The following is a 12,901-nucleotide window of genomic DNA, read 5'->3' on the forward strand; positions in this document are numbered from 1 at the left end:
ATTGCCTCACAATTTCAATTAATTTGTCAGTACGGTTTTGTTAACGTCAATTCTTGCGTTTTTACGTAATTGCGTTTGCAGAACAGTTAGCTGACGGATCGCTTTTTCCTGCGCTAGTGCCCGGCTGGCTTGATAACGTACTTCTTCTGAGGCGGGGTCTTGGTAGCCTTCATTGCGTTGTTCCACCAGCACGATTTCCCAATGGGCTTTCTCATCAGGTGCAACGGCGGCGCGAATGGGAGCGGACACTTTGCCGGGCTCCTGCATGTAAGCCAGTTGCTCCAGCCAGGACAATTGCCCGTTGTGAACAATCATGCCCATGTCGCCGCCTTGCCGGGCATCCGCTGCAGTGGAATATTGCTGTGCCAGGTTGGCAAAATTGCTGCCCTGGCGCGCCAGTTCGGCAACCTGCCTGGCCTGTGTTTCATTGTCGAGGCGGATGTGGCGCGATCTGACGGAAACAATGCGTTTAAATTCCTCCTTGTGGTTACGGAAATAAGCTGACACTTCTTTTGGTTTTACCTCAGCAGCGAGCTGGTTTAAAAGCCGGCTTTCTGAATCGGTATCAGTGCCTATACCATGCAGACTTTTGATGGCTCTGACCGAATTTTGCTCTGCAACTGCCTGCCGCAAATCTCTGAGTGCCGCTTCGCCAAAACGCAGGCGCGCCCAGTCAAGCACATACAAGTTGGCCAGATAAAGCTGGGCTTGTTGACGTATGAAGTCACGGTTGCGGTTAAAAAATTCTACTCGCCCTTGCACATTCTGGCGCCGGAATACATCATAAAGGCTGATGCTGGTAGCGGCTGCAAAGTTGCAGCGCATTACGGTCACTTGTGCGGCGGCTGCCTGTTGGGCTGTGCCCAGGGTGTAATCGAGTATCACTCTGTTCCTGGCGCCGAAAACACTGTTCAGTTCATCTTCCCCCAGCTTGCCCTGTTTCTGTATCAGTGCATCCAGCTTGCCACCCGGAAGCTTGCTGATGGAAGCTTCCAGATCCTTGTGATAAACGGTGCGCAAATAACCGCTTAGCTGATTATCCAGCACCACATCAGGTTCAAAGGCTACCCGCCGGGACGCTTGCAGTTCTTCATCAGTAAACTGGCTACGCGTTTTTTCAGTGAGCAGGCGATTATTGATGATGTTGTCAAGGATGTCAGCGCTTCTGGTTTTGGGTTTCTCCAATTGCGCCATCTGGCTAAGCACATCCAGTGTCAGTCTGTAAACCGGCGTGCCATTGAGATGTGCGGCCAGCTCGGGCTGCAGTGCTACTTGATTCAGTTTCGTCGCTGGGGCAATCGCTGGGACAATATCCACCGCCACGGCGGCGGCAGACATTGTCAGACACAGAACAGACAGGCAACAGCCTGTGATGCGTATACTCCATTGCAGGCTATGACCTGGTCTGTACATGGTAACCTCAGCTATTGAGACGGTTGGCAGCGCGGTTCAATACATGAACCATCATGGCAATGGCGTGCGGCACTACCAGGCGACCGACGCGGACGCGGTCATTCTGGTCGGTGGAGGACAGTACGATGCCACCGTTTTGGTAAGAATATGTGCCACCTTGTGTCAGCAACTGGCGTATGTCGGTCGCATTCGCTGCCAAAGGAGTGAAGTCAGCCATCGCTGCAGCAACCAGAGCTGGGTCATTCAGTTGTTGGCTATCGTAATAGCTGCTGACCCATTGCTCCCAGCCTGAATGATTGCGGGCTGAAGTAGTCCAGGTGTGATGCGGTTGCAGCAAGTCGGTGGAATGCATGACAAAGCCCAGGCTTTGCAGGCTGGGGCTGCTCAAAAACTGCTGGAACCAGTATTGCGCCAGGTTGTCTATAGGCTGGAATGGGATTTTTTCAAAGTCAGCATACTGACTGGGTGTGGAGTAGCCGCCCAGACGGTAATGCGCCTCGGTGACGCCGTAAGTGTTGTACTTGCTATTGTCGCCAAACCAACCCTTCATACCGCCAGGACCATCATCAAGATAATCGCCGACCAGCCAGGACGCTGCCAGATTATCCACATCGCCAGCGACAGTGAGTTTGGCATAGTTATAGCCACCAAATGGATTGCCATGCACATCAGGGCCAGCAGTATGGTTTTGGAAATGCCAGTAAGAAGTATATTTGACGATACTTTGTGCTGCGCCCCAGATAGGTGCCAACTGGCAATCGCCGGTCACTGCACCGCAAATATATGTATCAGCAAAATCATCAACATCATAGGCACCCTGGCCCATGGCCGTGGCGAACTGATCCACGGTAATACCTGCCCGCGCCAAGCCACTTGCCAGTGCTTTGTAATTGGTTTTGTCGGGGTTGTTTTTCATGAAGTTGACGGCATCAATAGCGATACGGCGATGGGTCTCTTGCAGGAAAGCATGTGCAGGGGTAAAGCAACAGAGCAAGGCGGTGACAGCAGCCAGTTTAAAAACGGATTTCATGGAACGTCCTTCAGGTTTGATTTGTGAAAAGGAGCGAAACTCAGACCGCTGAAATGATTGCCGTGACAAACTCCCGCCCTCTACAGAGCGAAACCGGAAGCAGCCGCTGGCATATGCAGATATTGGAAATTAAATAATTTCAGCGAATTGGCTTTTTAACATGAACGAAAACGGCGGCATTACTGTTTTTTCTAGAAGTTGACCTCTAGTTTTCCGTAATCAATATGTCATTTTTTGTGCGTAGATATAAGAAAAAGTAATCTTTTTAGATTGCTGTGATGCAAACTTCGGGATATGCACAATGCTGAGGAATCTCAGGCGGGATATGAGGTTGAGGCTGACTTGTTAATGCATTGCGGTGCAGCAGATATTCCTTGAGGGATAATATCGGGAGGAGGGGCCGGCGATGAAAATTTCAAAAATCACAGAGGGTGATGTTGTTAAAACGTAACGGTAGCATTTGTCGGGATTTGCCATCCTTTCATTTCAAAAGATGGCAAATCCCATGTATGCACGTTACAGACTTAATTCCAATACCTGACGGCTGACATCCAGCGTCACATCACGTTTCTCACCCAGGCTGACCATGCGATGGGTTTCCAGTGCTGACAGGATGGGTGCAATATCGTCGCTGCCGAGTTGATAGTCGCTGAGACGGGTCTTGACACCCATTTGCTCAAAGTAATCCTGCATATGGCTGATGGCGGTTTCTATGCGGCTGTCTTCATCGCCATCGTGCAAGCCCCAGACTCGCTCTGCAAATTGCAGCAGCTTTGCCCGTTTGCCTTCTTTGCGTACGCGTAGCATGCTAGGCAGCACGATGGCCAGGGTTTGGGCGTGGTCAATGTTATGCAAGGCGGTCAGTTCGTGACCTATCATATGTGTGGCCCAGTCTTGCGGCACACCGGTCGAGATCAGACCATTCAGGGCCATAGTGGCGCACCACATCAGATTGGCGCGCACGTCGTAATCTTCTGGGTTGGCCAGGGCTTTCGGGCCTTCTTCTATGAGTGTCAGCAACAAGCCTTCAGCAAACCTGTCTTGTACTGGTGAATTCACCGGGTAGGTCAGGTACTGTTCCATGATATGAACAAAGGCATCAACTGCGCCATTGCCTATCTGGCGCACTGGCAGAGTAAAGGTCTTGGTAGGGTCCAGCACCGAGAATTGCGGGAAGCAATGACGGCTGGAGAAAGCCATTTTCGCCTTGATGGATTTACGGGTGACGACACCGCCATTATTCATTTCAGAGCCAGTGGCCGGCAAAGTCAGTACGCTGCCAAATGGCATGGCCTTGATCACATTACTGCCACGTTTTTCCATGATGACCCAGGGATCATCGCCTTCAAACAAGGCTGCAGCGGCGATGAATTTGGTGCCATCGATAACAGAGCCGCCGCCAACTGCAAGCAAAAAATCTATCTTGTTTTGCTTGATGAGTTCGACTGCCTTCATCAGGGTTTCATAACTGGGATTTGGTTCTATGCCAGTAAATTCTGTCACCTGGCGTGTGCCAAGTGCCGCGATGACTTCATCATAGACGCCATTTTGTTTGATGCTGCCACCACCATATAGCATCAGCACATGAGCTTCAGCCGGGATGGCTTTATTCAGGTCGGCTATGCGTCCTTTGCCAAACAGGATTTGTGTGGGGTTATAAAAATCAAAATTCAGCATATGCTTTCCTCCAGAAAAGAGACATCTTAGCGCAAATAGAAAAAATCGACCGGTCGTGCACTTTTTAATTGCTCAAGAATAAGAAAACTGTCGGTTTTTTATGAAAATCAGGGCCTTGCTGCTTGCTCAAACTGTTTTTCCACTCAGCCGCAGTTTTTGTTTGCAGTGATTCTGTGCTCAGGCTCAAATCTGTTGCGACGCAGATCAGGGTGCCAGGGTTGCAGTGATTGCTCAAAGCCTCCAGCATGGCTGCATTGCGGTAAGGAGTTTCTATGAGTAACTGTGTCTGCTTTTCTTTTTTTGATCTCTCTTCGAGTTCTTTAATACGCTTGGCGCGCAGCGCAGCATCTGTCGGCAAATAACCATGAAAAGCAAAGCTCTGACCGTTCAGTCCACTACCCATCAAAGCCAGTAATAGCGAGGAGGGGCCAACTAGTGGGCGCACCTTGATATTGCGCTGATGAGCGAGCCTGACCAGGTTGGCACCAGGGTCAGCAACGGCGGGCACACCAGCCTCAGATATCAAACCCACGTCATGACCTTGCAGTAGTGGCTGCAACAGGCCTTCCAGTGCTTGTGCAGGCGTGTTGATATTCAATTCGCTGATCTGGATTTCCTGCATGGCTTTTTGCAGAGGATGTACCTGCGACAGGTATTTCAAATAAGCGCGCGTGGTTTTGGCATTTTCAGCGACAAAATGGCTGAGTTCTGCTGTCATTTTTTGAACGGTGTCGGGGATGATACTGGCAAGTAAATTAACTTGTTGATCATCGTTCAGACCCAGAGTATTGGGGATTAAGTAAAGCGTGCCTGTCATGGGTTTGATTTTTTATTTTATGAAATGGATAAAGCGATAAGTTCAAAGATTGAAGAAGCTCAGACCAGTATTGCGCAACATGCTGGTCAGGGCAATCAGCGGCAGGCCAGTCAGCGCTGTCGGGTCATCACTGTTGATGCTTTCTATGATGGCGATGCCCAGGCCTTCATTCTTGGCGCTGCCTGCACAATCATAAGGTTGTTCTATGCGCAAATAGGCATCCAGTTCTGCATCGCTTAAGTCCCTGAACCTGACCATCGTGCACACGTCCTGAATTTGCAGAGGGGAGGGGGCGCTTTGACGATTGTCTAGTACGCACAGAGCTGTATGGAATACCACTTCACGTCCGCGCATGAGCTGCAATTGCTTTAGCGCCGCTTCATGATTGCCTGGCTTGCCAATTTGCAGGCCGTCCAGCGTAGCGACCTGGTCTGATCCTATGATAATGGCTTCCGGCTGATTTTTTGCTATTGCCTCAGCCTTTTGTTGCGCGAGGCGCAGGGCGGTTTGATCGGGGCTTTCTCCCGGACCTGGGCTTTCATCAAGTTCAGGTGCTATACTTTCGAAATTGAATTGCAGTCTTGTTAGCAATTCACGGCGGTAAACGGAGCTTGATGCCAGTATCAACCTGCTTTGCTGCTTATTTATTTGCATTGTGAAAACATTTTCCATGGTTTTCATAGCCATTACGCGAAAAAATCACGCCAATTCTTTGACTACTTAGGTGTAATCCTGTTATTATCGCAGGTTTTCTGGGTTCAAATAATCCTATGCAAGCATTTGTGATTGACGCTTTCACGTTCTCCCGGCTCGAAGAGCAGCGTTCGGGAAGCATTTTAGTCGCAGATTTACCTCGCCTGTCAGAAGAAAGTGCAAGCACCGAAGGTGCGTTGAACTGGTCTCTGCAGGGTGGCAAAGACAAGCTGGGCCATCCGCAGTTGCAATTGTCTGTGAATGGTACGGTACAGTTGATGTGTCAGCGTTGTTTGACACCATTTGCATTAGATATTGACTCTGAATCCATATTGGTACTCGCCAAAAACGAAGAAAATGCAGATGAAATTGAAGCATTGCTTGAAGATGACGAGATCGATGTTGTAGTAGGTAGCAAAACATTCAATATCATGGATTTGATAGAGGATGAGGCGCTACTGGCAATACCCCAATCGCCCAAACATGCAGTATGCCCGGATCTACCGTTGGCTTCAGCAGATACTACTGCAGCGATTGACGCGGAAGTCGGCAAAAAAGAATCAGCTTTTGCCGTGCTGAAGAAAATTAATGGGCGTACCTAGTGGCATTATTCTGAAAAAACACTCAGGTCGAAGTATTGTTAGGGATTCTTGGTTGCTGATGTTCGCATTCTTCAACCAGGCGTGTTAAATTTTAGAAACATTTTTTGAAGTATTAGGAGTTATCATGGCAGTTCAGCAAAATAAAAAATCCCCATCCAAGCGTGGCATGCACCGTTCCCACGATTTCCTGGTTGCACCGCAACTGGGTATCGAGCCAACAACTGGTGAAACACATCTGCGTCACCACATCAGCCCTAACGGCTTTTACCGTGGTCGTAAAGTATTGAAAACCAAGAACGACGAGTAATCTCTGTTCCTGGTAAAGAAGCGGCGTGACGAGTCTCTGACTTGGCGCCGCTTTTTTGCGTTAACCTTCTGAAATAACTTGTCTGCTGCATGTCTATTTCACTCTTGCAGAATCAAGCGAACCCTTAATTTACTTTTTTGATTGAATTGTTGTCGGTGAGTCTTTGAATTTTTGAGATAATCCTGCTTTTGAAAAATTAATTCGGGATGATGTCTGTTCCGGTTTGATACACTCGCTGTTTCAGATTGAAGTTTCGTACCACTACATGACAATTAAAATTTCCATAGACTGCATGGGCGGAGATCATGGCCCGGCAGTTACAGTGGCAGCAGCCGTTGCTTTTGCCAATCGCGAACCTGATGTCGAATTTCTCCTGGTGGGCTCTGAATCTATCATTCAGGCCGAGTTGAAGAAGCTCCATGCCAGCGGCCATACACGTTTAAAAATTATCAATGCCACAGAAGTGGTGGAGATGGATGACCCGATAGAAGTTGCCTTGCGCCGCAAAAAAGACTCTTCCATGCGTGTCGCCATCAGCCAGGTCAAGGAAGGCGCTGCCCAGGCCTGTGTTTCTGCAGGCAATACTGGTGCATTGATGGCGGTTTCCCGCTATGTGCTGAAAACCATGCAAGGCGTTGACCGTCCGGCAATTTGCAGTATCTTGCCAAATCAAAAAAATCTCCCCACTTACATGCTGGATCTGGGTGCGAACGTCGATTGCGAACCTTTGCATCTGCATCAGTTTGCCATCATGGGTTCTGCCCTGGTATCTGCGCTGGAAGGCAAAGATAAACCGAGCATAGGCTTGCTGAATGTGGGTGAAGAAGATATCAAGGGTAATGATGTCGTCAAAAAAACCGCCCAATTACTGCGTGCCGATCACGAACGTGGCTTGTTGAATTTTTATGGCAATGTCGAAGGTAATGATATTTTTGAAGGCACGACCGATATCGTCGTCTGTGATGGTTTTGTCGGTAATGTCACCCTGAAAGCTGCGGAGGGCATGGGGCGTTTTGTAAAAATTACCCTGACGGCAGCCTTCAAGAGCAATCCCCTGAATATGCTGGGCGCCATATTTGCGCGTGGTGCCTTGAAATCCATCTCGCGCACCATGAATCCATCCAACTACAATGGCGGCAGTTTGCTAGGCTTACGTGGACTGGTATTTAAAAGCCATGGCAGCGCAGACAAGTATAGTTATGAGTGGGCAATACAGCGCGCATTCGATGCCGCGAAAAATGATGTATTGTCACGCATTGCAACTTCAATGGCAAAATTGATGCCTATGGCTGAGGCTGAGGCAGTTGCCGGAATAGTTGCTCCAGACAATAATGAACTCTTGGTACAGAAAACCGCATGACTTTCTATAGCAAAATTATAGGGACTGGCAGTTATTTGCCTCCCAAAAAAGTAAGTAATCAGGAATTAACGGATCAACTGGCAGCGAAGGGCATAGAAACTTCGGATGAATGGATATTTTCCCGTAGCGGGATTTCCTTCCGTCATTATGCCGAGCCTTCTGTTGCGACCAGTGATATGGCAGTGGAAGCTGCAAAGCTTGCACTGGATGCTGCCAAGATGCAGGCCAATGATATTGATCTGATCGTGCTGGCTACTTCAACCCCTGATTTTCTCGGCGGCTTCCCTAGTACTGCATGCGTAGTGCAAAACAAGCTGGGCATCACCAATGGTGCGGCAGCTGTTGACGTGCAGGCTGTGTGCAGTGGCTTTATGTATGCCATGTCCATTGCCGATAGCATGATCAAGGCGGGCAACCATAAAAACGTGCTGGTGATTGGTGCTGAGGTATTTTCCCGCATCCTGAATTTTGAAGACCGCACTACTTGCGTACTGTTTGGTGACGGTGCCGGCGCAATCGTCATGTCGCGCTCGGATGAGCCGGGTGTTCTGGCGACCAAATTGCATGCGGATGGCAGCTATGCCAATATTTTATGCGTACCAGGCAATGTCCAGAGTGGCGTAGTTGAGGGCAGTGCATTTTTGTATATGGATGGACAGGCCGTTTTCAAGCTCGCAGTCAATTTGCTGGAAAAAGTCGCTAATGAGGCACTGGAAATCGCTGGCCTGACGACAGATCAGATCGACTGGTTGATACCGCACCAGGCAAATATACGCATCATGCAAAGCACCGCAAAAAAAATGCGCATGCCTATGGATAGAGTAGTCGTCACGGTTGATCAGCATGGCAATACCTCTGCCGCGTCGATACCGCTGGCACTGGATCTAGCGGTGCGTGATGGCCGGGTCAAGCCTGGTCATACAGTGATGCTGGAAGGTGTGGGTGGTGGCTTTACCTGGGGTGCGGCCATCGTCAAGATGTAAGCAGCTCAGCAAAAGAATTAAAAAGAATCAAACAATCAATAATAAACATTTGAGATAAGAAATGACGCAATTTGCATTTGTATTCCCAGGGCAGGGTTCGCAAGCGATAGGCATGTTGAATGGCTTTGCTGATAATCCTGTCGTGCAACAAACCATTGCTGAAGCATCTGATGCGCTGCAACTGGATTTGGGCAAAATGATTAATGAAGGCCCAAAAGAAGCACTGGACCTGACTACCAATACCCAGCCTGTCATGTTGACTGCAGCCGTAGCTTGCTACCGCGCCTGGATCGCCGCAGGTGGTGCTGCACCCAAGCTGGTGGCTGGTCATAGCCTGGGGGAATATTCCGCCTTGGTAGCTGCTGGCGTTATTGCGTTTAAAGATGCCGTGCCTGTGGTGCGCTTTCGTGCGCAAGCCATGCAAGATGCCGTGCCTGTTGGGCAGGGCGGCATGGCTGCCATTCTGGGGTTGTCGGATGAGGATGTGCTGGCTGCCTGTGCTGAGGCAATGGCTGCAGTGCCGGGTGAAGTAGTTGAGGCCGTAAATTTCAATGCGCCAGCACAAGTGGTCATTGCCGGCAGTAAGACTGCGGTAGATCGTGCTTGCGAGATTGCCAAAGCAAAAGGTGCAAAGCGCGCCTTGCCTTTGTCAGTGTCTGCGCCTTTTCATTCATCCTTGCTCAAGCCTGCCTCAGACAAGTTGCGTGACTATCTGGCCGGCATTCCATTTGCTGCGCCGGCAATTCCATTGATTAATAATGTCGATGTTGCCATTCTGAGCGATGTTGTGGCTATCAAGGATGCGCTGGTCAGGCAGGCAGCCAGCCCGGTACGCTGGGTAGAAACCATTAACAAGATGCATGCCGATGGCATCACGCATGTGATTGAGTGCGGTCCGGGCAAGGTTTTGACCGGCCTGACCAAGCGTATTCAGTCAGAATTGACCGGCGACACTGTATTTGATCAGGCAAGTTTGGAAAAAGTATTGGAACTCTTGAAATGACTCAACAATTAGAAAATCAAGTGGCACTGGTTACTGGTGCATCCCGCGGCATAGGCAAGGCAATCGCTATTGGCTTGGCCAAGGCAGGCGCTAAAGTCATCGGTACGGCGACGACGGAATCTGGTGCGGCGGCAATTACTGCTTATCTGGAAGAGTTGGCGCCGGGCTCAGGCAAGGGTGTGGCTTTCAATGTTAATGACGTAGAGCGCACTTCCAGTCTGGTTGATGAAATCCAGAAAGAATTTGGCAGCTTGTCCATTTTGGTCAATAACGCCGGCATTACTCAGGATCAGTTGGCCATGCGCATGAAAGAAGAGGAATGGGATAGCGTTATCACGACCAATCTGACTTCCGTCGCACGTTTATCGCGCGCTGTATTGCGTGGCATGATGAAGGCCAGGCATGGCCGTATCATCAATATTACTTCTGTCGTGGGCTCTTCTGGTAATCCTGGGCAAATGAACTATGCTGCTGCCAAAGCCGGTGTAGCAGGCATGAGCCGTGCATTGGCAAGGGAAATAGGCAGTCGCAATATTACGGTTAACTGTATTGCCCCTGGTTTTATCGATACTGACATGACCAGAGCCTTGAATGAAGACCAAAAAGCGGCCATTTTGCAGCAAATTCCACTCGCCAAACTCGGTCGTCCGGAAGATATTGCCGCAGCAACCGTGTTTTTGGCATCGCCAGATGCTGGGTATATCACAGGAACGACACTGCATGTGAATGGCGGGATGTACCTGGCCTAATCATTTTGTTGATTTTTATAGGCAACTTCGACGAAAATAGCAGGAGTTGTTGCCGGGGATCAGAGGCTTGCTTTTTTTGCTCACAAACCTGCTAAAATGCGCGCACCTTTCTGTAGGCCCTTATTTTTTTGATTTTTTCACTGGAGACACACATGTCCGATATCGAACAACGCGTTAAGAAAATCGTCGCTGAACAACTGGGCGTCGCTGAAGCTGACATCAAAATCGAATCTTCTTTCGTAGATGATTTGGGTGCAGACTCTTTGGACACAGTTGAACTGGTGATGGCACTCGAAGACGAATTCGAAATGGAAATCCCTGACGAACAAGCTGAGAAAATCACTACTGTTCAACAAGCGATTGACTACGCTAAAGCCCATCTGAAGGCTTAATTAGTCGAATTTTTTCAAATCCAGGAGAAGCGCTTGAGTCGTTCGCTTAAACGTCGAGTCGTTGTAACCGGGCTCGGTTGTATTTCGCCAGTCGGCAATACTGTTGCAGATGCCTGGAGTGCCATCACTTCAGGTAAATCCGGCATCGCAACGATTACCAAATTTGATGCAACTCCTTTCACTACGCATTTTGCAGGTGAGGTGAAGGGCTTCAATGTCGAGGATTATATTCCGGCAAAAGAAGCGCGCAATATGGACACCTTTATTCACTACGGCATTGCCGCAGGGATGCAGGCGTTTCAAGACTCTGGTCTTGTCGTCACCGAAGAAAATGCAGAGCGTATTGGCGTCATCGTAGGTTCAGGTATTGGCGGTTTGCCATTGATAGAAGAGACTAAGGAAACCTTGATTGCGCGTGGACCACGTCGTATCAGCCCTTTCTTTGTTCCGGCTTCGATCATCAATATGATTTCTGGCAATCTGTCGATCAAGTATGGTTTGAAGGGCCCTAATCTGTCCATTGTCACGGCTTGCACGACAGGCCTGCATTGCATCGGTTCTGCGTCCCGCATGATTGAATACGGCGATGCTGACGTGATGATTGCCGGTGGTGCCGAATCAACGATTTCTCCTCTGGGTCTGGGTGGTTTTGCTTCGGCAAGGGCACTCTCTACCAGAAATGACGATCCTGCTACAGCCTCTCGTCCGTGGGACAAAGACCGTGATGGTTTTGTTCTGGGTGAAGGCGCAGGTGTCATGGTACTGGAAGAGTATGAACATGCCAAAGCGCGTGGTGCCAGGATCTATGCCGAAGTCATAGGTTTTGGCATGAGTGGTGATGCTTATCACATCACTACACCGACCATGGATGGCCCGCGCCGTAGCATGATCAATGCCATGAAAGATGCTGAGATCAATCCTGAGCAAATCAGTTACCTGAATGCGCATGGTACATCCACATCCATTGGTGATCAGAACGAAACGGATGCGATCAAGGCGACCTTTGCTGACCATGCCTACAAAATGACCATCAATTCGACCAAGTCGATGACAGGGCATTTGCTGGGTGGTGCTGGTGGTCTGGAATCCTTGTTCACGGTTCTCGCTCTGCACAACCAGGTTTCACCACCGACCATGAATATCATTAATCAGGATCCGGCTTGTGATCTCGATTATTGTGCAAATGTTGCACGTGATATGCGCATAGATTATGCGATGAAAAATTCGTTCGGTTTTGGCGGAACGAATGGCACGCTGATATTTGCAAAAGTCTGATTTTAAATAATTAGTCCTGGCACTTCATTTCTGATGGAATGAAGTGCCATTTTTTTTGCCATGACGATAGCGCTACATATCAATACCCGTGCTTCACGAGGGCTGCTGCTGGCATGCTTTTGCATGCTGACACTAGTGCATTTGAGTATCTGGCTTTTATTGAGCTACAAGGCACTACCTTTGGTTTTTATTTGCCTGATTGCCAGCAGTTCATTTTGCAGCAGTTGCTGCCTTGTTTTCAGATATTGGCGGCGTATGCAACAAAGCCGGCAACTGAGTATTTCTGCAACGGGGGAAATAATTTTGCATTTGCTGCCCCAGCAAAAAATGACAAGAAATGTGAAAACAGATATGCAGTTGATGGAAACAGGGGCACTAACGGGATTGAATGTGCGTTTAAGTCACAAAACCCGTATTTGGCCATACTTTTTATCAATTTTTTTGCTCGATGAAGCTGGCAAGGAACATAAGTTGCTTATACTGCCAGATTCATTGAGCCCTGCTGCATTCCAGGCGTTAAGAGTGAGCTTGATATGGATTAGTCAACATCAGGCGAATTGACGTGAATTTTACTTCTGCCGAGGAACTTTTAGGAATCAT

At 49.0% G+C, this 12,901-nt stretch carries 14 protein-coding genes; 9 read left to right on the top strand and 5 right to left on the bottom strand.

Features of this window, described 5'->3' with window-relative positions; all coding sequences use genetic code 11:
- Positions 1-18: 18 nt before the first annotated feature.
- From ACO0LI_RS11965 to ACO0LI_RS11985, 5 genes are all read right to left on the bottom strand, one after another.
- Entirely contained in the window at positions 19-1,413 is a 1,395-nt protein-coding gene (locus ACO0LI_RS11965) for a peptidylprolyl isomerase (protein ID WP_423032739.1), read from the bottom strand.
- A 7-nt stretch (positions 1,414-1,420) separates the two neighbouring features.
- Positions 1,421-2,443 carry a phospholipase gene (locus ACO0LI_RS11970; protein ID WP_162041307.1) on the bottom strand — a complete coding sequence of 341 codons (1,023 nt, stop codon included), beginning with the start codon at positions 2,441-2,443 and terminating at the stop codon, positions 1,421-1,423.
- A 516-nt stretch (positions 2,444-2,959) separates the two neighbouring features.
- Complete coding sequence (locus tag ACO0LI_RS11975; protein WP_423032740.1) at positions 2,960-4,120, bottom strand: iron-containing alcohol dehydrogenase; 1,161 nt, start codon at positions 4,118-4,120, stop codon at positions 2,960-2,962.
- Positions 4,121-4,184: 64 nt separating this feature from the next.
- Positions 4,185-4,937, bottom strand: coding sequence for an SAM-dependent methyltransferase (locus tag ACO0LI_RS11980; protein WP_423032741.1), 753 nt, complete (start codon positions 4,935-4,937; stop codon positions 4,185-4,187).
- A 42-nt stretch (positions 4,938-4,979) separates the two neighbouring features.
- Complete coding sequence (locus tag ACO0LI_RS11985; protein WP_423032742.1) at positions 4,980-5,591, bottom strand: Maf-like protein; 612 nt, start codon at positions 5,589-5,591, stop codon at positions 4,980-4,982.
- Between the two features lie 116 nt (positions 5,592-5,707).
- On the opposite strand from ACO0LI_RS11985, the gene ACO0LI_RS11990 reads away from it, so the two are divergent.
- The 9 genes from ACO0LI_RS11990 to ACO0LI_RS12030 all read left to right on the top strand — a co-directional run bounded on the left by ACO0LI_RS11990 (position 5,708) and on the right by ACO0LI_RS12030 (position 12,862).
- A complete protein-coding gene (locus ACO0LI_RS11990) occupies positions 5,708-6,232 on the top strand; it encodes a YceD family protein (protein WP_422949832.1) in 525 nt (174 codons plus the stop codon).
- 124 nt (positions 6,233-6,356) lie between these two features.
- Positions 6,357-6,539: a 50S ribosomal protein L32 gene (gene rpmF, locus ACO0LI_RS11995; protein WP_008449924.1), complete on the top strand. Its 183-nt coding sequence runs from the start codon at positions 6,357-6,359 to the stop codon at positions 6,537-6,539.
- Positions 6,540-6,804: 265 nt separating this feature from the next.
- A complete protein-coding gene (plsX, locus tag ACO0LI_RS12000; protein WP_422949833.1) occupies positions 6,805-7,899 on the top strand; it encodes a phosphate acyltransferase PlsX in 1,095 nt (364 codons plus the stop codon).
- A complete protein-coding gene (locus ACO0LI_RS12005) occupies positions 7,896-8,882 on the top strand; it encodes a beta-ketoacyl-ACP synthase III (RefSeq protein WP_422949834.1) in 987 nt (328 codons plus the stop codon). Before plsX ends, ACO0LI_RS12005 begins: the two co-directional genes overlap by 4 nt.
- A 61-nt stretch (positions 8,883-8,943) precedes the next feature.
- Entirely contained in the window at positions 8,944-9,885 is a 942-nt protein-coding gene (fabD, locus tag ACO0LI_RS12010; RefSeq protein ID WP_423032743.1) for an ACP S-malonyltransferase, read from the top strand.
- Positions 9,882-10,634 carry a 3-oxoacyl-ACP reductase FabG gene (fabG, locus tag ACO0LI_RS12015; RefSeq protein WP_423032744.1) on the top strand — a complete coding sequence of 251 codons (753 nt, stop codon included), beginning with the start codon at positions 9,882-9,884 and terminating at the stop codon, positions 10,632-10,634. The genes fabD and fabG overlap by 4 nt, the downstream gene beginning before the upstream one ends.
- 152 nt (positions 10,635-10,786) lie before the next feature.
- Positions 10,787-11,026: an acyl carrier protein gene (gene acpP / locus ACO0LI_RS12020; RefSeq protein WP_110253556.1), complete on the top strand. Its 240-nt coding sequence runs from the start codon at positions 10,787-10,789 to the stop codon at positions 11,024-11,026.
- A 33-nt stretch (positions 11,027-11,059) separates the two neighbouring features.
- Positions 11,060-12,301 carry a beta-ketoacyl-ACP synthase II gene (gene fabF, locus ACO0LI_RS12025; RefSeq protein WP_423032745.1) on the top strand — a complete coding sequence of 414 codons (1,242 nt, stop codon included), beginning with the start codon at positions 11,060-11,062 and terminating at the stop codon, positions 12,299-12,301.
- 60 nt (positions 12,302-12,361) lie between these two features.
- Positions 12,362-12,862, top strand: coding sequence for a protein YgfX (locus tag ACO0LI_RS12030; protein WP_423032746.1), 501 nt, complete (start codon positions 12,362-12,364; stop codon positions 12,860-12,862).
- Positions 12,863-12,901: the final 39 nt, after the last annotated feature.

The organism is Undibacterium sp. Tian12W (genome assembly GCF_049339405.1).
In the GTDB taxonomy this organism is placed as follows: Bacteria; Pseudomonadota; Gammaproteobacteria; order Burkholderiales; family Burkholderiaceae_D; genus Undibacterium.